The sequence below is a fragment of the Streptomyces sp. rh34 genome, assembly GCF_002551245.1.
Lineage (GTDB): Bacteria > Actinomycetota > Actinomycetes > Streptomycetales > Streptomycetaceae > Streptomyces.
This window is the reverse complement of the sequence record NZ_NTGZ01000148.1, coordinates 1-19,067: the sequence shown is the minus strand read 5'-3', so window position 1 is coordinate 19,067 and position 19,067 is coordinate 1. Positions and strand designations below refer to the sequence as shown.

Annotated in this window: 13 protein-coding genes and 6 pseudogenes; 7 read left to right on the top strand and 12 right to left on the bottom strand. The window is 70.6% G+C overall.

Annotation, left to right across the window (positions count from 1 at the left end; genetic code table 11):
* Window positions 1–744: 744 nt before the first annotated feature.
* Window positions 745–888 (top strand): annotated as a pseudogene (locus CR470_RS24235) (Ku protein); the annotation flags it as partial.
* Window positions 889–968: 80 nt separating this feature from the next.
* On the opposite strand, the pseudogene CR470_RS24230 reads toward CR470_RS24235, so the two are convergent.
* From CR470_RS24230 to uppS, 6 genes and pseudogenes are all read right to left on the bottom strand, one after another.
* Window positions 969–1,507, bottom strand: a pseudogene (locus CR470_RS24230) (AAA family ATPase).
* A gap of 53 nt (window positions 1,508–1,560) precedes the next feature.
* Window positions 1,561–2,317 (bottom strand): annotated as a pseudogene (locus CR470_RS24225) (IS5 family transposase).
* A gap of 582 nt (window positions 2,318–2,899) precedes the next feature.
* Window positions 2,900–3,511, bottom strand: a pseudogene (locus CR470_RS40730) (IS5 family transposase); the annotation flags it as partial.
* 62 nt (window positions 3,512–3,573) lie between these two features.
* Window positions 3,574–3,882: a hypothetical protein gene (locus CR470_RS39705; protein WP_257138901.1), complete on the bottom strand. Its 309-nt coding sequence runs from the start codon at window positions 3,880–3,882 to the stop codon at window positions 3,574–3,576.
* Between the two features lie 44 nt (window positions 3,883–3,926).
* A complete protein-coding gene (locus CR470_RS24205) occupies window positions 3,927–5,390 on the bottom strand; it encodes an oxygenase MpaB family protein (protein WP_097869650.1) in 1,464 nt (487 codons plus the stop codon).
* On the bottom strand, window positions 5,387–6,106 hold the full coding sequence (gene uppS / locus CR470_RS24200) for a polyprenyl diphosphate synthase (RefSeq protein WP_097869655.1): 720 nt from the start codon (window positions 6,104–6,106) through the stop codon (window positions 5,387–5,389). The genes CR470_RS24205 and uppS overlap by 4 nt, the downstream gene beginning before the upstream one ends.
* Before the next feature lie 229 nt (window positions 6,107–6,335).
* Between uppS and CR470_RS40725 the strand changes: the two genes are divergently transcribed.
* From CR470_RS40725 to CR470_RS39700, 4 genes are all read left to right on the top strand, one after another.
* Window positions 6,336–6,866 (top strand): hypothetical protein, encoded by a 531-nt coding sequence (locus CR470_RS40725; RefSeq protein WP_257138900.1) that lies wholly within the window; start codon window positions 6,336–6,338, stop codon window positions 6,864–6,866.
* Window positions 6,863–7,030 (top strand): hypothetical protein, encoded by a 168-nt coding sequence (locus CR470_RS40720; RefSeq protein ID WP_257138899.1) that lies wholly within the window; start codon window positions 6,863–6,865, stop codon window positions 7,028–7,030. Before CR470_RS40725 ends, CR470_RS40720 begins: the two co-directional genes overlap by 4 nt.
* A 249-nt stretch (window positions 7,031–7,279) precedes the next feature.
* On the top strand, window positions 7,280–9,820 hold the full coding sequence (locus CR470_RS24190) for an ATP-dependent Clp protease ATP-binding subunit (protein WP_097869649.1): 2,541 nt from the start codon (window positions 7,280–7,282) through the stop codon (window positions 9,818–9,820).
* A 3-nt stretch (window positions 9,821–9,823) separates the two neighbouring features.
* The gene (locus CR470_RS39700) at window positions 9,824–9,982 is read left to right on the top strand and encodes a hypothetical protein (protein ID WP_179892363.1); all 159 of its coding nucleotides are present in this window, start codon (window positions 9,824–9,826) and stop codon (window positions 9,980–9,982) included.
* 183 nt (window positions 9,983–10,165) lie between these two features.
* Here the strand turns inward: CR470_RS39700 and CR470_RS24185 are convergent, their stop codons facing one another.
* On the bottom strand, window positions 10,166–12,481 hold the full coding sequence (locus CR470_RS24185; RefSeq protein ID WP_097869648.1) for an FdhF/YdeP family oxidoreductase: 2,316 nt from the start codon (window positions 12,479–12,481) through the stop codon (window positions 10,166–10,168).
* 247 nt (window positions 12,482–12,728) lie between these two features.
* On the opposite strand from CR470_RS24185, the gene CR470_RS24180 reads away from it, so the two are divergent.
* Window positions 12,729–13,367 carry a DUF1345 domain-containing protein gene (locus tag CR470_RS24180; protein ID WP_097869647.1) on the top strand — a complete coding sequence of 213 codons (639 nt, stop codon included), beginning with the start codon at window positions 12,729–12,731 and terminating at the stop codon, window positions 13,365–13,367.
* Between the two features lie 264 nt (window positions 13,368–13,631).
* A pseudogene (locus CR470_RS24175) lies at window positions 13,632–15,471 on the top strand (protein kinase domain-containing protein).
* A 135-nt stretch (window positions 15,472–15,606) separates the two neighbouring features.
* On the opposite strand, the gene CR470_RS24170 reads toward CR470_RS24175, so the two are convergent.
* The 5 genes and pseudogenes from CR470_RS24170 to CR470_RS24150 all read right to left on the bottom strand — a co-directional run.
* Window positions 15,607–16,377, bottom strand: a complete 771-nt coding sequence (locus CR470_RS24170) for an FkbM family methyltransferase (protein WP_097869646.1) — start codon at window positions 16,375–16,377, stop codon at window positions 15,607–15,609.
* The gene (locus CR470_RS24165; protein ID WP_097869645.1) at window positions 16,374–16,604 is read right to left on the bottom strand and encodes a Trm112 family protein; all 231 of its coding nucleotides are present in this window, start codon (window positions 16,602–16,604) and stop codon (window positions 16,374–16,376) included. Before CR470_RS24165 ends, CR470_RS24170 begins: the two co-directional genes overlap by 4 nt.
* 65 nt (window positions 16,605–16,669) lie before the next feature.
* Window positions 16,670–17,563: a hypothetical protein gene (locus CR470_RS24160; protein WP_097869644.1), complete on the bottom strand. Its 894-nt coding sequence runs from the start codon at window positions 17,561–17,563 to the stop codon at window positions 16,670–16,672.
* A 4-nt stretch (window positions 17,564–17,567) separates the two neighbouring features.
* Window positions 17,568–18,293 (bottom strand): class I SAM-dependent methyltransferase, encoded by a 726-nt coding sequence (locus CR470_RS24155; RefSeq protein WP_097869643.1) that lies wholly within the window; start codon window positions 18,291–18,293, stop codon window positions 17,568–17,570.
* A pseudogene (locus CR470_RS24150) lies at window positions 18,290–19,067 on the bottom strand (condensation protein); the annotation flags it as partial. The pseudogene CR470_RS24150 and the gene CR470_RS24155, both read right to left, overlap by 4 nt.

The following is a 19,067-nucleotide window of genomic DNA, read 5'->3' as shown; positions in this document are numbered from 1 at the left end:
CGTACGGGCCGCCGAGGTTGCGGTACTCGCCGCTGGCCCAGCCTCCCTCGATCCCCGCGTGGCCGCCGCCGGCCGGGCCGTCCCAGCCGTTCGTCCCGTACGCGGCAGCCGGGCCCGCGGCAACGAACCCGGCCGCGGCGACAGCCGCCAGCGTGATCGCGATACGACGCATCATGAAACCGCTCTCCATTCATGTCATCGGTACGTGCCGAACAACTACTTTGACCTCAGAAACAACCAGTGGCATATGCGGCTCGCGCACAGCCCGAGAAGAAGAACCTGTTCGGCCCCCGTCGTGGTTCACCCGCCCGAGGGCTACTTCTCCGGTCGGCACCCACCCAGCGTCTGGGTCCGTTGCTGCTCGGCGGCCGAATCGGGCGAGCCAATGCAGAAGTGCCCACGGTCGCGCGTCGGCCGACTGCTTCTGGGTATGCGTACCGCGTGGTCCAGGACGAGGATCGACGTGCGGGCAGGGACCGCGTCCGGTTCGCCGGTCCGTTTCCCGCTCTGATGTAAAGTCTCGCCGCTCGTGGCACAGGCAGTGCTCGCTGACCACCAGCTCTTCCGCTGTCTCAGGTCGATGGCACATCCGGTCAGTCTCACGAACGTGACATCACCTCGCGGTCTCAACCGACGGGCCGGGACGGACGAGCCGCTGAACAGCGGTTTCTCTCTTCGGCGCCGCGTTCGATGCCAAGATGGTGAGGTTGTGCCGCGAAATGTGAGACCCCACATCCGACACCGCTGTGGGCCGGGGCCATCAGTTTTGGACTGGTCACGATCGCGGTGAAGGTCGTGTCCGCGACCGAGGGCCACGACGTTCACTTCCACCAGGTGCACCTGAAGGACATGGGCCGGGTGCGGGCCCGGAAGATCTGCGAGCTCGACGACTAGGTCCTGTCCGGCGGATCATTTCGGACTGGCGCGGGCATGCTCGGTATGGCCTGAGTTGTCGTGGGCCGCAGCCGTCACGCGAACGACGGCCACCGGTCCGCGGCCCACTCCCGCCAGCCGACCCAGCCGGGCGGCGGGCCGGCGATCCTGCGGCCCTCCAACTCTGCCGCGTCGGGCTCCTCGAAATGCGCGTGCCCGTGCAGGATGTCAGCCTCGGACATTGGCAACGTCTCCTCGGGGACGGTCGTCCAGCGGTGAGCGATACGGGCGCGTTGGGTCTCATTGTCCACCGGCAGGTAGACCATGCGGAAGCGCGCCTCCTCGGCCTCCACCAGCCAGCGGATCGCAGACCGTTCGTCCCGTGACCAACAGCCGAAGTCCACGACGACGTTGGTGCCCAGCTTGACCGCCTCCAGGGCGAGCCAGAGCATGCGCCCCTCCAGCACATCGCGCTTTCCGTCCGCTTCCGCCTCGCCGAACAGGGGAATCATCCAGTCGTCAGGCGTCAGGCGTCAGGCGTCAGACGCAGTGCGCCATGTTCTGCGGCGAACTGCCGGGCCCGCGTGGTCTTTCCGGCCCCTGGCAGGCCGACCATGAGGAACAATGTGGTCATACCTGGATCGTTGCAGGGAAGCCGATCGGACGACCACCGCTTTATCCGCCCGATCACGGTCTGAGCCACAGGCGGATGGAGGCCATGGTGACAGTGCCGTGGAAGACGTAGGCGCGCTTGTCATAGCGCGTCGCCACGGCGCGGAAGTGCTTGAGCCGGTTGATCGCACGCTCGACCTCGCTACGGCGCTTGTATTTCTCTTTGTCGAAGCCCGCAGGTCGGCCTCCTCGACTTCCTCGGCGTCCGCGGTTGGCCCGCTGGTCCTTCGGTTCCGGGATGATGTGCTTGATTCGGCTTCTGCGCAGGTAGCGCCGATCACGGCGGGAGCTGTATGCCCTGTCGCCGCCCAGATAGTCAGGACGGGTCCGTGGATGCCCACCACCGAGGCGCTTGACGCGGATGCGTTCGAGGACCGGGATCAGCTGCGGGCTGTCGCCCCACTGACCAGGAGTGATCAGCAGCGCCAGAGCGCGGAGGCCGCCTTCCCCGGCAAGGTGGATCTTGGAGGTCAGACCGCCCCGAGAACGGCCGAGTCCTTCGTCAGAACGGTGCTCCCGAGGCGTTGATCTCCGCCTCGGGAACCGCGGCGTCCTGCGCGGAGCTCCGGCAGCGTGCTGATGGACTCGGCACGAGGTGGAGTCCACGCTCACCATGCTCCAGTCGATCCGGCCCCGGGCGTCGGCATCGGCCTGGACGACTCCCGTTGATCACTGTTCGGTGGTCGTTCCAACGCCCGCCACGGCCTCCGGACTCCGGCAGATGGGGCGTACGCCGCGCCCACCCATCATTCGTCAGATCTCCCCGCCCCACGAACCGAACAATGGCCCGGATGCGAGGCCGTCGTCACATGATCCGCCGGACAGGACCTAGGTCGTTTTCTCCGGATCACCTTGCTGACCACACGAAGATGCCTGCCAGATGGAGGGCCGCGAGGTAGATGGTGGCGGTCTTGTCATAGCGGGTGGCCAGGCCGCGCCATTGCTTGATCTTGTTGGTTGGGTAGGCCGCGCGACGAGGTACCTGCCACGTGCAGGCCCTTTTCCGCACGGCCCCACTCATCTCCTTCAATGTCCTCATTGGACATCGCCCCATGTCTCGGAAGGTATGTCGGCCATGCATCAAAGCCGTCACAGGACATGGCATCGGTTTCAGTAGCCATTCCGATGGATGCAAACTTTCATCGACTGGAGATTGGGGTTCAGGTAATCCAGCTTTCGCCTTATCACGCGGGCCTCTCAGCGCACCGTCCCTGGCAACTGAGCCCGGTCGCTGATTCTCTGGCATGCTCTGGTCCCCATCACCTTTCGGATCCAGGTGATCCATCAGGCCCAGGAATATCCCTCCAATTCCTCCCGGCTGAGCCGGGGATACAACAAGGCGCCTCGTGGCGCACATGCACCGCTCGACGGTGTTGCGCTGTTTGTAGGCCTCGTGGTCGAAGGCCGGCGGACGGCCGCCGAACTGGCCACGCCGTTTGCGGTTCGCGGCCTGGTCGGAAGGTTGCGGGATCGCCGCCAGGATCCCACGTCGGCGGAGGTGGGCGCGGATCGCACGAGAGGAATAGGCCTTGTCGGCCAGGACCACCTCCGGGGTGGTCCTGGGTCGGCCGATCGGCTGCGGCACCCGCAGTCGGGCCATGACCTCGGGAAACGCCGGTGCGTCACCGGCCTGCTCCGGCGTGAGGAGAAACGCCAGGGGCCGGCATCGGGTGTCTGCGGCGAGGTGGATGGATCTTCGTGTTCAGCCCGCCGCGGGAGAGTCCGAGGACATGGTGGTCCGGCTCGCCGGCCGGGGCCTCTGTTGACGGGCTCCGGCGGCGTGCTGATGAGCCCGGATGATGGTGGAGTCGACCGAGACGATCCAGTCGAGGTCGTCTTCGGCGCCGGCCTGGGTGAGCAGGGCGGTGAAGACCTTCTCCCAGGTGCCGTCGGCGGCCCATTTCCGCAGCCGGTTATGGGCGCCCTTCCATGACCCGAAGTGCTCGGGCGGGTCCATCCTCGGCGAGTGTGCGCAGCCGATGGCCAGGAGCGATCGTGCAGCCGCGCGCGGCCAGCAGGGGCCTTACTTCACCGATTGCGCGCGTGGTGGTGGAGCGGTCGACACCGAACCAGCGGGCCAAAACGTTGCGTGGCACCGTGGCGCAGGTGCACCAGTGTGGCCAGCAGCCGGCCGACGGAGACCAGTTTGTGCCTGGCCCCGACGCCCACGGCGCGACGACGAGAGTGCGCGGCGCGTGCCGCCTGGTGAAGCTCGTGCCACAACGGACCGTTCTCGGCGACGAGTTCAGCGATCACGTCGGGCGTCAGCCCGGTGATGCGCTGGCTGCGGATGATTGCTGCACGAGCCCGGTTCCCCACCACACTCACCATGATCAACGATCAAGGTTCCGATGCGCTACCGCCAACCATGCACGAGCTCGTTAGGCGTCGGCGAGAAGAGGGTCGTACGGGGTGCTCGTGCGGCGGCCCGACATGAAGGAGAGGAAGTCGCCCACGAAGGTGCTCCGGCCGTAGGCACCGTCGGTGGTGGTGAGGTCGCGGTGGAAGGCTGTGCGGAAGAGGGTTCGGTGCTCGTCGGCATCGATGCTCCCGCTGCCGTCCTTGTCGGTGGCGTCGAAGAGCACCTCGGCGACGCGGATGAGCGCGGGCCCTGCGAGGGAGGGGATGGCGGCGGCGTACTCGTCGGCGCTGACGCGGCCGTCGCCGTCCGTGTCAAGGGCGGCCTGGAGCTCGCGCCACCAAGCGGCGAAGGCGTCGTAGAGCCGGGTCTCCTCGGGCTCGTCCAGGGCCAGGCGGGTGGAGAGTTCGCGTGCCATGGCGGCCAGGTCGGGCCAGTCGAGGTGGCCGTCGCCGGTCTGGTCCAGTACCTGGCGGAAGAACTCCCCCGCCGAGCGCCGGGCCTGTCCCGTGGCCGCGGAAGACGTCGACTCCGGGCCGGCGTCGCCGCTCAGCGGTGTGAGGAGACGGAGTAGGGCCGACGCCCGTTTCATACGGACGCGCAGGGCGGCCACGGTCCGGGCTCGGGGGTCGTCGCTGCCGGGGGAGAGCGAGAGGACTTCGATGATGCTTTCGGCGTCGATCCAGCCCGCGGGCAGGAAGCGGGCGAGCCCGGCACCGAGGTAGGCGCCCTGCATGAGGGTCTGAGCACCGGGCATCTCCGGCAGCCCGGCCCTGCGCCGGTACGGCTCGGGGAGCGAGGCGACGGTGATCGCGCCGAGGAGCGGGCCGACGACGGCCCGGCCGGCCGCCCACAGCGTCGGCGCGCCATCAAACAGCGCCGGGGCGGGCAGGTGGTCGAAGAGCCGGTAGAGAATGACGCGGGCCGCTTCGGTGTGCTCCAGCTCGTTTTCGACGACCCGGTCGAAGTACCGCCAGAAGTCGTGCAGGCCCTCGGGAAGTTCTGCGGCGTCGCCGTCGAGCGCGGCGAGGAACGTGCGGTACTCGGCGTACATCCGCTCCATCGTGTCCTGGTCGAGAGGCTGGCCGCTCAGCCGGTGCATGGTGACGGCGCTCTCGAAGAGGGTGGCGACGACCCAGGCGCGGGTCGCGCGGTCCATCGCGTCGTAGGCGCGGCCGCGGGAGTCGGAGCCGCTCATGCGGGCGTGCAGCCGGTTGAGCCGGGCAGCCTCCCGTTCGCGCTCCGCCAAGTCGGTGCCGAACATGCGCCGCATGCTGAGGAAGGTGTTGCGAAGCCTGCGCCAGGGGTGTGCGACGAAGGTGGAGTTGTCGACGAGGGCAGCACCGATCTGCGGATGGGCGGCTTCCAGCACGGTGGCGCGGATAATGGCCAGTGCCCAGCGCGGGTCGTCGAAGAAGGCGTTGAACTGCGATTCTGGGCCGAACAGGGGTGCCTGGTCGGCCGGGCCCGTGGTTTCGGTGGTCATGATGGGTCTCCGTTCGTCCTGGGCGGCAGGCCGCCGAAGCGGCGGTTGCGGCGCTGGTAGGTGTGCAGGCATACGAGGAACTCGGGGGCCCGGAAGTCCGGCCAGAGCACCTCGAGGAAGACCCACTCGGCATAAGCAACGTGCCAGAGCATGAAGTTGGAGATGCGTTGCTCGCCGGAGGTCCGGATGACGAGGTCCACGTCGGGGGTGTCGGGGAACGGGAGGTGGTCCGCGAAGATCCGTTCGGTTACCTCATCAGCGGGCGTCTTGCTGCGGATCAGCGACCTTGCTGCCTCCACGATGTCCCGGCGCCCGCCGTGGTCGAAGGCCACGGTCAGCGTCATCCCCCGGCTGTCGGCGGTCAGCGCCTCCAGATCGTCGAAGTCTTGGGCCAGTTCACGGGGGATACGCGGGTCGGCGACCCCGAGGAAGCGACAGCGGATGCCACGGGCCAGCAGCAACGGCGCATGCTTCCGAACGACCCGGCGGACCAAGCGCATCAGGTAGTCGACCTCTGTGCCCGGGCGGTTCCAGTTCTCGGTGGAGAAGGCGTACAGGCTGAGCCACTCGACACCAGCACTCCGGGCCGCCTCGATGATGTCGATGACGGTCGTCTCCGCAGCCCGGTGGCCCGCCGTCCGGGGAAGCGAACGCCGCTGCGCCCAGCGGCCGTTACCGTCCATCACGCAGGCTACGTGCCGCGGCACCGCACGCACCGGCCCGTCGTCCTGCCGTGGTTCGTCGCCGTGCTGTCGCCCGTCCGGCCACCCCTCGGTCGCCGAGCGTCCGTGTGGGACGCCGTAGTCGGTCACGGCACGGTCGGCCCTACCGCGCTCGGTCACGCCCACCCCGTCTCACCCATACCCACGCCCCAGTGGCAGGTTCCCTCCCGGGAGTCTGACGGTGCGAGAGAGTCCTGACCGACCAAACGGGTGACTTTCATCCTTGGCTCATATATCCGATTTCCAAGTTCCGGCATCGGAAGCTTTCTCCGGTGACCGCGGTCGACAACCTCATCCGCAGTCCGCTGACCTCTCGCTCAAGGCCTTCGGTGTCGAAGCGGCTCTGGGCATCGGCGGCGGTTCCGAGGGCGCGGAGACCTCCCGCCGGCTCGATGTCCTGGAAGCGGGGGTGCGGGCCGGATTCGCCGATCTCGACTGCGCCCGCCTCCATCCGCCGCTCCTGCTCCTCGTCGACCAGGTGGAGCAGGTGTGGACCATCAAGCCCGAGAGCCACGCGCTGGTGACGGGCCTGCTGCCGGCCGCGAAGCACGCCATCTCCTTCTACGGCAACGCCGTCCGCACGGCAGTGTTCATCCGTGCGGACATCTACGGCACCTTGAACTTCGGCGACGGCGATAAACTGTCCAGCCGAGCCCGCCACCCGGTCATGGACACGGCTCTCTCGCCGCCGCGATCACCGCCGCCGACGTCGGCCTCACGGTCAACCGGAACGTACGCCTGCTCAACGAGGTGACCGCCGCCGGAGATCGGCTGCTCCGGCAACTGACCCGGTCCGACCTGCCGGACAGCACGCGGGAGGAGGTGTACGTCGAGATCGCGCAGGTCATGGCCGCGGCAGAGGCGTCCCGGAGCGAGCAGCCGACGGCGGCAGGCTGGACGTGCCGAGGCATGTCCTGACGGCCTCGGGCTATTTCGACGCGCTCGCGACGCGACTGGCCGCGCACGGATTCCGGGACCGGACGGTGACGAGGGGCCTGGAGGACGAGGCCCGGGCCCTCATCCGGTCCGTCGGAGGATCGATCGGCGGAGGCGGATGCGGAGGATCTGACTCCGGATGATCGGGTCACGCCGGGGCACCACCTCCGTTTGCGGGGCGGGGGACGTCGCGTTTGAGTGGGAGAGCCCCCTCGCCTCCCTGGAGCTGATATGTCGATGGCGTTCGGTTCACCCCTCGGTCCGTCCGATCCGTTCAGTGACCTGTTGAACCGGTTCTTCGGCATGTCGCCCGCGTCGTCGCCGCCGGCCATGCAGCGTGTCCCGATCGGGCGGCTGCTGACGGAGTCCTCCCACGAACTGCTGGGCCGGGCCACGAGCAAGGCGGCCGACGACGGAACGGCGGACCTCGACACCGAGCACCTGCTGTGGGCGGCGACGCAGGTCGAACCCTCGCGCGGGCTGCTCTCCCGGGCCGGGGTCGACCCCGACGCCCTCGCCGGGCAGCTCGACGAGGTGCTGCCCCGGGAGGCCGGCGAACCCTCCGCCGAGCCCGGACTCACCCCGGCGGCCAAGCGGACCCTCACCGCCGCCTACGCCCGCTCGCAGGCGGCGGGGGTGTCCTACATCGGTCCCGAGCACATCCTGGGCGCGCTCGTCGACGACGCGGACTCCGGGGCCTCCCGCTTCCTGGGCGCGGACGACCTGGACGTGGGGAAGCTGCGCGGTGCCACGGACCGGGCGGCGGGCGGGAACGGGGCTTCCGGCGGGGGGAAGCAGCCCTCGACGACCCTGGACGAGTTCGGCAGGGACCTGACGGAGGAGGCGAAGGCGGGGAAGCTCGACCCCGTCGTCGGGCGGGCCGATGAGATCGAGCAGACCATCGAGATCCTCTCGCGGCGCTCCAAGAACAACCCCGTCCTCATCGGCGAACCCGGCGTCGGCAAGACCGCCATCGTGGAGGGACTCGCCCAGAGCATCGTCGCGGGCGAGGTGCCCGACACACTGAAGGACAAGCGGGTCGTCTCCCTGGACCTGTCCGGCATGGTCGCCGGAGCCCAGTACCGCGGACAGTTCGAGGAACGGCTGAAGAAGGTCATCGAGGACGTCCAGCAGGCGAGCGGGGAGATCATCCTCTTCATCGACGAACTCCACACGGTCGTCGGCGCGGGCGCGACGGGCGAGGGGTCGATGGACGCGGGCAACATGCTCAAGCCCGCCCTCGCACGCGGCGAGCTCCACGTCGTGGGTGCGACGACGATCGACGAGTACCGCAAGCACATCGAGAAGGACGCCGCCCTGGAGCGCCGCTTCCAGCCCGTCCTGATCCCGGAACCGACCGTCGAGGAGACCGTACAGATCCTCGAAGGGCTGCGGGACGCGTACGAGGCCCACCACCAGGTCCGCTTCGCCGACGGGGCCCTGACGGCGGCGGCCGAGCTGTCCGACCGCTACATCAGCGACCGCTTCCTGCCCGACAAGGCCATCGACCTGATGGACCAGGCCGGGGCCCGCGTACGGCTGCGCAGCGCCAACCGCTCCACCGAGGTCGTCAGCCGCGAGGACCGCCTCGCCAAGCTGCGCCGCGAGAAGGACGAGGCCGTCGCCGGCGAGGAGTTCGAGAAGGCCTCCGAACTGAAGCGGCAGATCGCCGAGGTGGAGGGGGAACTCGCCGGGATCGAGGAACGCCGCGAGGGCGTCGTCTCGGTCACGGCCTCCGACATCGCCGACATCGTCTCCCGCCGCACCGGCATCCCGGTCTCCCAGCTCACCGCCGGCGAGAAGGAGAAGCTCCTCAAGCTGGAGCAGGAGATGCACGCCAGGATCGTCGGCCAGGACGAGGCGGTCACCGCGGTCTCCCAAGCCGTACGCCGCAACCGCGCGGGCATGGGTGACCCGAACAGGCCCGTCGGCTCGTTCCTCTTCCTCGGGCCCACCGGCGTCGGCAAGACCGAACTCGCCAAGACGCTGGCCGAGCTGCTGTTCGGCGACGACGATCGCATGGTCCGGTTCGACATGAGCGAGTTCCAGGAGAAGCACACGGTCGCCCGGCTCGTCGGAGCGCCGCCCGGTTACGTCGGTTACGACGAGGCCGGCCAGCTGACCGAGAAGGTGCGGCGCAACCCCTACAGCGTGGTGCTGTTCGACGAGGTCGAGAAGGCGCACCCCGACGTCTTCAACACGCTGCTCCAGATCCTCGACGACGGCCGGCTCACGGACGCACAGGGCCGTACGGTCGACTTCCGCCACTGTGTCGTCATCATGACGTCCAACATCGGCGCCCACCGCATCCTCGCCCACCGGGGCGACGCCGCCGAGCTCAAGGACGAGCTGATGGAGGACCTGCGGGGCCGGTTCCTGCCCGAGTTCCTCAACCGCATCGACGACATCATCGTCTTCCACAGCCTCACCGAGGCCGACCTGTCCGAGATCGTCGAGCACCTGCTGGACCGCAGCAAGCACCGGGTCCACGCCCAGGGCATGACCCTGGAGGTCACCGAAGCGGCGAAGAAGCTTCTGGTCGCCCACGGCTACCAGCCGGAGTTCGGCGCCCGCCCGCTGCGCCGCACGATCCAGACCGAACTGGACAACCGCGTCGCCTCCCTGCTGCTCGGCGGCGAGGCCGACCCCGGGGACACGATCGTCGCCGACGTGGTCGACGACTCCCTGCACTGCACGATCCGCAAGGGCGACGGCGTCGCCAAGACCCCCGAGGCCGCCGCGGCGGCCGCCGCCCCCGACGGCGAGGAGTGACCGATGACCCATCACCACCACAAGTCGAACGAAGAGGTCGAGGGCGACCCCGAAACCGGACACGGCCGGGGCATGCCCCGCCGCCCGGACGCGGAGAAGATCGTGGAGCGTCTGGAGGAGGACCGCGAGGAAGTGGGCCTTCCCCCGGATCAGGACAAGTGATCAGGACAAGTAGGCGACGGCCGGCCGTCCCGGCCGCCATGGACGACCGAGACGCCTCCCCGGGGGCGTCCCAGTCGTCGGGCAGCCGCTCCAGGGCGGCGGCCACATCGGTGCGGGCCGCGATCTCACGCAGGGCGCGGGCCATCACCGAGCCCGGCTCCCGGGCGTTCATCGGGCGTACGGTCACGCGGCGGCCGGGACGATCGTCACCTTGACGTGCTTCATGATCGGCTGGTCGCTCTGGGTGCTGTAGTCGCCCAGCGCGCACAGCACGTTCATCTCCGGCATGTAGCCGGCGGCGCAGCCGCGCGGGATGTCGTACGGGATCGCCGTGTAGCCGTTCAGGAACCTCTTGCCGCCGTCCTTCGCCGTGCTCGTGATGTCGACGGGTCCCATGTCCGGGATCCCGCGGTCGCGCATGTCGGCCCGGTTCATGAAGACCAGCGTGCGCAGGTTCTTGATGCCCCGGTAGCGGTCGTTGTCGGAGTAGATGGTGGTGTTCCACTGGTCGTGCGAGCGCATCGTGCCGAGCGCCAGGGTGCCGGTCTCGGGCACGACATCGGGCAGGGCGGCCGCGGAGAACTCCGCGCGCCCGGACGGGGTCAGGAAGACCAGTTCGCGGGCGGGCTGCTTGAGACGGAATCCGAGGGGCAGGCGGACCCGGCGGTTGAAGTCCTCGAAGCCGTCCAGCGCCTCGGCCATCGTGTCCCGGATCCGGTCGTAGTCCTCGATGTACCAGTCCCAGGGCGTCTCGCTGTCCGGCAGGGCGGCGCGCGCCATCCCGGCGACGATGGCCGGCTCGGACAGCAGGTGCGGGGAAGCGGGGCGCTTCATCCCGACGGACATGTGGACCATGCTCATCGAGTCCTCGACCGAGGTGCTCTGGACGCCCGTGCGCTGGTGGTCCTTCTCGGTGCGTCCGAGACACGGCAGGATGAGTGCCGCGCGGCCGTGGACGACATGGCTGCGGTTCAGCTTGGTGCTCACCTGGACGGTGAGGTCGCAGGAGCGCAGTGCCGCGTACGTGGCCGGGGTGTCGGGCGCGGCGAGCGCGAAGTTGCCGCCCATTCCGACGAACACCGTCACCTCGCCCTCCCGCATCGCCTGGATCGTGCGGACGGTGTCCAGGCCGTGTTCGCGGGGCGGGTCGATCTTGCACGCCTCGGCGAGCCGGTCCAGGAACGCGTCGGTGGGGCGGTGGTCGATGCCGCATGTGCGGTTGCCCTGGACGTTGCTGTGGCCGCGCACGGGGGAGGGTCCCGTGCCCTCCCGGCCCAGATTTCCGCGCAGCAGCAGGAGGTTGACGATCTCGCGGACGGTGTCGACGCCGTGCTCGTGCTGGGTGAGCCCCAGGCACCAGCTGACGATGGAACGGTCGGCCTCCCCGTACACCCGCGCCGCCTTGAGGATGTCGGCGCGGCTCAGCCCGGACTGGTGCTCCAACTCCTCCCAGGGCGTGGCCTCGCACAGCGCCCGGTACTCCTCGAAGCCGGTGGTGTGGCGGTCGATGAACGCGACGTCCAGGGCCTTGGGGTCGCTCGCCGACTGCTCCAGGACCGCCTTGGCCATGCCGCGCAGCAGCGCCATGTCGCCGCCGATGCGCGGCTGCAGGTTCAGCGTGCTGGTCCGGGTGGTCTTGAACAGGGCCATGTCCGTGAAGTCGTGCGGGACGATGGTGCGGGTGGCCGCCGCCTCGACCAGCGGGTTGACGTGCACGATCTGCGCGCCCCGGCGGTCGGCCTCGGCGAGGGCGGTGAGCATGCGGGGCGCGTTCGACGCGGCGTTGACACCCAGGATGAACAGGGCGTCCGCGGACTCCCAGTCCTTGAGGTCGACCGTTCCCTTTCCGGTGCCGAGAGAGGCCTGGAGGGCCCGCCCGCTGGCCTCGTGGCACATGTTGGAGCAGTCCGGCAGATTGTTCGTGCCCAGCTCGCGGGCCATCAACTGGTAGAGGAAGGTGGCCTCGTTGCCGAGCCGGCCAGAGGTGTAGAAAGCTGCCCGGTGCGGGCTGTCGAGCGCGCGCAGGGTCGCGCCGACCACCTCGAAGGCATCCTTCCAGCTGATCGGTACGTAGTGGTCGGAGGCGGGGTCGTACGCCATCGGCTCGGTCAGCCGGCCCTGGTTCTCCAGGTCGTGGTCGCTCCACCCGGACAGTTCGGTCACCGAGTGCGCGGCGAAGAACTCACGGCCCACGCGCTTGCGGGTCATCTCCCAGGTGACGTGCTTGATGCCGTTCTCGCAGATGTCCAGGTGCAGGCCCTTGGTGTCGTCCGGCCACGCGCACCCGGGGCAGTCGAACCCGCCGTTCTCGTGGTTCATCTTCATGATGGCCCGTGGCCCGTCCACCAGCGCGCGTTCCCCCACCAGGAAGCGGGCCACGCTCTTGGCCGCCCCCCAGCCCGCGGCGGGGTGGTGGTAGGGCCGGAACCGCGGATCGGCCTCGGGAACGGGACCGACCCGGTGCTCCAGGGGTTCCCGCGCTTCGTTGTCGGCGCTCACGGCACTTCCACCCTTTCACCTGCGGGTATGGCGGACTCGGCGGACCGGACGGTCACGACAGGGCGAAATCGGATCCTTCCGGGCAGGCTATGTCCGGTGATTCCCGCCTGCCACTCGGCTGCGGCGGGTCGCTCCGGGCTGCGCTCCGGGCCACACGCGCCTACGCTGACACGGTCCAACCCTCTCCGTGGGGAGCCCCGTGGAGCAGAGGCGCCAGGCTCCTTCGGGCAGCACACGTGAGGCCCTCATGAACAGTCGGTTCTGGCTTCCCGCCGTTCCCCGGCTCGCAGGCTCCGCAGTGGTCGGAGCCGCCCTTGGCGCGCTGGTCGGCGTCCTGCTCGCCAACGCGCCGCTGGGCATCCTCGTCGGCATCGCCGCCGCGGAAACCCTCTTCGTCATCGCGGGATGGCTCGTTCTGTGGCCGATGGACGCCGCCGCCACCCACGACAATGCCCGGCGCGAGGAGTTCCGGCCCGTCGCGGAGGAACTGGTCGTCGTCGCGGCCGCCCTGTCCGGACTGGTCGGCATCGTGCTGCTGCTCCTGATCGGCGACTCCGACCTGAGCCACGCGGCGGCCGCCCTGGCCCTCTGCGGCGTGTTCATGTCCTGGGCGGCTCTCCATCTGATGTACGCCACCCGCTACGCGTACATCTACTACCGGCCGCCCGGCGGCGGGATCGACTTCAACACGACGGAACCGCCGCGCTACATCGACTTCCTCTACTTCAGCTACAACCTGGGCATGACGTACCAGGTCTCCGACACCAACGTCTCGACCTCAAGGATCCGCGCGGTCGCCCTCCGGCACTGCCTGCTGTCGTACGTCTTCGGCGCGAGCATCCTGGCCACCACGATCAACCTGGTCGCCGGCATCGTCACCGGCTGAGGCGCCGTCGCGGGGACGTCAGTACCCCGGGAGGCGCCGCCGCGCACGGCGTATCCTGCAGGGACCCGGTGCCGGGGAGCGGCAAGGCCGCTCCGCCGGGCGGAAGGGGAGTGTCCGGTCCGCCCCCTGTCCGGACCGTACGCCGCCGTGTCACCCCTGCGAAGCGGCCAGGCCCCGGACCCGACCCGGCATTCGGTACGCTCTCGTCTGATCTTCGGGGCGTGTGCAGGCTCCGGACTGCCGTGACCAGGGGGATGGTTCCTTATGAGCAGCGCACCTTCGACCGACCCGTTCCAGCCGCTCAAGGCCGACGACCCGGCTGTTGTGGGGGGGCTATCGGCTGGCCGCCGTGCTGGGCGCGGGCGGGATGGGCAAGGTGTATCTCTCGTACACGCCCGGCGGCCGTCCTCTCGCGATCAAGGTGATCCGGGCGGAGTTCAGTGAGGATCCGGAGTTCCGGCGGCGTTTCCAGCAGGAGGTGCGGGCCGCGCAGCGGGTGCAGGGCCTGTACACCGCGCCGGTCATCGATTCGGACACCGAAGGGGCGCAGCCGTGGCTGGCGACGGCTTATGTGCCGGGTCCCTCGCTCGCGCACGCGGTGGCCCGGCACGGTCAACTGCCGTTGCGGAGTGTCCTGTTGCTGACCGTCGGGGTGGCGGAGGCGCTCGGTGTCATCCATGGTGCGGGGATCGTGCACCGTGATCTGAAGCCCGCGAACGTCCTGCTGGCCGCCGACGGGCCGCGGGTGATCGACTTCGGTATCGCCCGGGCCGCCGACACGACCGCCCTCACCGGCACCGGCGTCAGCGTCGGCACCCCGGCGTTCATGTCGCCCGAGCAGGCGGCGGTGGGCACCGTCACCCCGGCCACCGACGTCTTCGCCCTCGGCCAGATCGCCGCCTACGCCGCGATCGGCGCACCCGCCTACGGCGACGGCCCCTCGCACGCCGTCCTCTACCGCATCGTCCACGAGGAACCCGACCTCAGCCGGCTGCCCGACGCCCTGCGCCCCCTGGTCACCCGCTGCCTCAGCCGCGACCCCGCCGACCGCCCCACCCTGACCGACATCATCCGGATGTGCCACGAGATCTCTCCGGAACCACTGCGCCAGGGCGAGGACTGGCTCCCGCGGGCAGTCGCCGGCTCCATCACCGAACGCGACCGGCTCCCCGCCCCCGCGCCCACCCCGCCCCCACAGCCCACCACCGGGCCCACGCCCACGCAGCACTCCCCGCACCCCCCGGCACCGGGCCCCGCCCACCCGTACACCCCGACCGGTTACGCCGTGGCCGCCGCACCCACCCAGACCGGGCCGGCCGCACCCGGAGTGCCGGGGGCTCCTGGGGCGCCGGGAACCGTGCCGACCGGTCACTGGCAGCAGAACACTCGCCCCCAGGGCTACGCCACCCCGCCGCCCCACCACCCGTCCGGATTCGCTCAGCCCGGCTACCAGCACCCCGGCTGGGTCTCGCCCGGTTTCCAGCCCGCCGCGCCGCGCCCCAAGCGGACGGGTCTCATCGTCGCCGCCTCGGTCTTCGGCGCGCTGGTCGTCCTCGGTGTCATCGGTGCCCTGCTGCCGGACGACCCCGACACGTCCGGCAAGGGCGACCGGTCCGAGGCGTCCTCCAACAGCGGTTCGAGCGGGACCGGTTCCGGGGACGAGGGCCGGGAGAAGCCGGTCGATCCCAAGCCTGTCGCGTACAAGGGCATCGACGTCACGGCGAACTACGCGCTGCAGCTCGCCGACAACCCGCCCCGGCCGCTGGAGGACGAGGACAGCGGCGTCATGTACGGCAAGAAGGACTTCTACTTCTACCGGGACTCCCTCTTCGGCGACGAGCAGGTGGGCAGCGCCAACGGGAAGCTGGTCGTGCTGAAGAACTCGCAGAAGGGCTCGTTGAAGGTCTGCCGCGAGGAGACCCGCTTCACCGAGAAGATCGGGCTCGACCAGCTCACGTCCGGGTCGCAGATCTGTGTGCTCAGCAAGGCCGGGCACATCGCCGTGGTGACCTATCGCGGCAAGTCGGGTGCCAACGACCCCAGCCGCTACATCACCATCGACCTGACGGTCTGGCGCAACGCCGAGGAGGCCCGGCAGAGCTGACGGCCCGCCCGGGCGTCGGTGCCCCCGGTCGTTTCGCCCGTCGGTGATGGGCGGGGCAACGACGCCCGGGCGGTCAGTGAGCGAGGGGCACCGGGGTATTGCCGGTCAGGGCCGGTCGGGGCCGGTCGGGGCCGGTCAGACGGTGCCCGGGGTCCGCCCGTCCGGCAGGAAGAGCACCGAGTTGATGTACCGCTCCCGGTGCGGGACGAAGGCCCGGCGCAGCAGACCCTGGTGCACCAGATGCTCTGTACGCGCCTGGTGGGCCACCAGGTCGAACCCGTCGAGCGCGATCCAGCGCCGGCCCGCCAGCAGCCAGCCCGCGTAGCCCTGACCGGTCAACAGGTCGACCGCCGGTGCGATCGGGCCGAGCCGGCTCTCCAGCTCGATGAGCAGGGCCGGGCGGTCCTTGCGCAGCAGCTCCGCCGCACCGAGCAGCGCCGCCCGCTCGCCGCCGTCGACGTCCATCTTCACGAAGCCGACCCCGCTCAGCCCGAGACTGTCGACGGTGATCGACGGGACCTCCAGGCAGTGCGCGTGGATGTCGCGGCGGGCCAGCGACGACACCCCCCGGTCGCCCCGGTCGCCCTCCGGGAACCACAGCTGTGCCGTGCCCGCCCGGTCGGTCGCCGCGCCCTGGACCACCCGGGCGTTCGACGGCAGCGTCCGGCGCAGGTGTTCGGCCAGATGCGGCACGGGCTCGATGGTGACCACCTCGGCGCAGCGGGTGGCGAGCCGCCGCGACCAGGGGCCGTACCAGCCGCCGATGTCGATGGCGACACCGTCCGGCGGGCAGAAGTCGGCGAGCCGCCGGAGCTCGGGCTCGAAGCGCGGATACAGGGCGACGGCGGCCGAGCCGACGAGGCCCCCGGGCAGCCGGGACGCCACCGCCGCGGCGAACGTGGTCACGCGGCCGAGGCCTTGAGCCGCGTGAGCAGGCGCTCGTGGTCGTCCGCCCCGACCTTCCGGCCCGATGAGGGCAGCAGCTGCGGAATGCCGTCCACGATCGGGTAACTCAGGCGCAGCCGGGGGTTGTAGAGCGCCGCCTCCGCCGTCTCCTCCTCGGCCACCAGGGACAGGGGGCCCTTGTCGAGCGGGCAGGCCAGCAGGGCGAGCAGCGGGTCGTCGGGGTTCATCGGGTGGCTCCTCGGTGTCGGGGGTGGCAGGGATGTCGGGAGTGTCGGTGGTGCCGGATCCGGGGTCAGGACGGGGCGGCAGGCCGGGGGTCGTGGCGCGGCATGGCCAGCAGGACGGAGAGGGCGAGCGCCGTGCCGCCCACCCGCAGGGTCAGCAGCAGCGGATCGTCGGGAAGGGTCTCGCCGAAGGCGAGCGTCCCGAGGACCGCGGTGAACAGGCAGGTCACCGTGGTGCACACCGGCACGATGAGGGACGCCCGGCAGCGCTGCAGCGCCGCCTGCGACATCACCAGACCGGCCCCCGCCGTGAACAGCAGCAGATACGGATACGGGGATGCCAGGAGCGACAGCGCGGCCTCGCCGAGATCGGTGCCGGTCAGGCGGCTGGACGTGCCCTTGATGGCCAGCGAGCTGACCCCGTAGAGCAGGCCCACCGCCACTCCGTACCCGATGCCGCTGGTCGGGACCCGGTGCCGTTTGGCCGCCCGGCTCTCGACCCGCACGTACAGCCAGACGCCCGCCCCCAGCGCGGGCACGCAGACCAGCAGCACCAGCGCCCACGGGGCGCCGCCGCTCACCACGTCCTCGCCCTCGCGCACCGAGGCGACCACCATCAGCAGGGCGACCAGCACCCCGCCCAGCGCGTAGCGTTCGCGGCCCGTCGACTCCTCGCCGAGCACGGCCGACGACAACAGCAGGAGCAGCACCAGACCGGAGACGAAGATGCCCTGCGCCGCCGCGATCGGCAGCGCCCGGTAGACGATCAGCTGGGCCCCGAACCCGGCCGCCAGCGCCAGCGCGCCGACGATCCACAGCGGACTGGTCAGCAGCACCCGGACCACCCGCAGCGGCCGGCCGGCGGAGAGGGCGGGCAGCGAGCCCAGGGCCCGCTTCTCCACCACGAACCCCACGCTGTACAGCGCGTTGGCCACCAGCGCCGCGCCGACGCCCCACCACATCGCGCTACCTCCGCCGCGCGTGGGCCAGCAGGATGGAGGCCGCCCCGGGCACCGCGCACGCCGCCCGGTCCAGCAGCCGCAGCGGACGCGGCACCCCGTGGAAGGGAGCGCCCGTGATCCTCACGTCGTCGAAGCCGGACGCCGCCAGGAACGAGCGCAGCGCCCGGGCCGTGTACAGCCGCAGATGCCCGACCACCTCCGAGCCGGGGCGGCCGTGGATCCCGCGCAGACTGACCTCCGAGAACACCGGCTGCACCCCGGCGAGCAACAGCGCCCGGTTGTACCAGGCCGCCAGGTTCGGGGTGGACAGCATGAGGTGGCCGCCGGGCCGCAGGACCCGCCGCAGCTCGTCCAGCGCCTGGTCCGGGTCGACCAGATGTTCCAGGATCTCGCTGAACAGCACCGCGTCCGCGCACCCGTCGGCCAGCGGCAGCCCGCCGTGCTCCAGCTCGCCGCGCACCACGAGGCCCATCCGGGGCCGGGCCCGGCGCAGCGCGTCCTGCGACCAGTCGACGCCGATCAGCCGGTGACCGGCGAGAACCGGGGCCGCCGTGGCCGCCGCCGTGCCGTCGCCGCACCCGATGTCAAGGATCACCTGCCCCGGTGCGCCCAGCGCGTCGGCCAGCAGCCGGGCCTGCCGAAGGGTGCGCCCGTCGCCCGACGCGACCGGGACGGCCGGGTTCTCGTAGAAGTCCCGCAGCCCGGGCGGGGGAGAGGTGGTGCCGGTCATACGGTCTCCGAGGACGTCGATGCCAGGTGTCGGGTGAACAGCTCGCGCAGGCGTACGCCGTCCTCGTCCCCCAGCAGGGTGCGCGACCAGCGCAGCGCCAGCTGCAGCCGGCCGCCCGTGGAAGCCGTGGTGAACGTCAGCCCCCGGGGCATCCGGGCGGGCGCGGAGAACCACACGGCGGTGGCCCGGCCCGCCTCCCCGAAGTCCAGCGGGTACGGCACCCGGCCGATGTTGCTCAGCAGCGTCGTCGAGGTCCACGGCCCCGCCAGCACCCGCAGCCCCCGGGTGAGGGCGGCGCGGGCGGCCACCGGCAGCAGCGGCGCGGTCAGCAGGGAAGCGGAGCGGCCCAGCGGGGGGCGGGGGCGCGCCTTGAGTGCCCGGGTACGCTCAGCGGTCACCCGGAGCAGTGCGGGGATGTCCGCCCCGGGCACCAGTTCGGACGCGGCGAAACCGACCTCCACCAGCCGGGTGCCGTTCCCGATCGGCATCTCGGGGCCCCGGGTGCGGTCGTCGACCGGCATGGTGATCCGCAGTGGCCGGCGGTCGGCCCCCGGCGAGCCCTGCGTCCGGTTCCAGTCGGCCACCGTGAGCGCGGTGGCCACCATCAGCTGGTCGTTCACCGTGTAGGGCGCGCCGGACTCCCGCTTCGGGACCGGCAGTTCGGCCAGCAGCATGGCGTTGCCCGGTACGGGCGCGGGCCCCGGTGAGCCCGCCGCGACCCGGACGGGCCGGGCCGACGCCGCCGCCGGGGACTCCCCGGCGAGTGGCTCGGAC

Excerpts from the sequence above, each read along its gene's own strand:
- CR470_RS24205 (WP_097869650.1), bottom strand. The coding sequence starts at position 5,390 with ATGACCACCGAAACCACGGGCCCGGCCGACCAGGCACCCCTGTTCGGC.
- CR470_RS24190 (WP_097869649.1), top strand. The coding sequence starts at position 7,280 with ATGTCGATGGCGTTCGGTTCACCCCTCGGTCCGTCCGATCCGTTCAGT.
- CR470_RS39700 (WP_179892363.1), top strand. The coding sequence starts at position 9,824 with ATGACCCATCACCACCACAAGTCGAACGAAGAGGTCGAGGGCGACCCC.
- CR470_RS24180 (WP_097869647.1), top strand. The coding sequence starts at position 12,729 with ATGAACAGTCGGTTCTGGCTTCCCGCCGTTCCCCGGCTCGCAGGCTCC.
- CR470_RS24165 (WP_097869645.1), bottom strand. The coding sequence starts at position 16,604 with ATGAACCCCGACGACCCGCTGCTCGCCCTGCTGGCCTGCCCGCTCGAC.
- CR470_RS24160 (WP_097869644.1), bottom strand. The coding sequence starts at position 17,563 with ATGTGGTGGGGCGTCGGCGCGGCGCTGGTGGCCAACGCGCTGTACAGC.
- CR470_RS24155 (WP_097869643.1), bottom strand. The coding sequence starts at position 18,293 with ATGACCGGCACCACCTCTCCCCCGCCCGGGCTGCGGGACTTCTACGAG.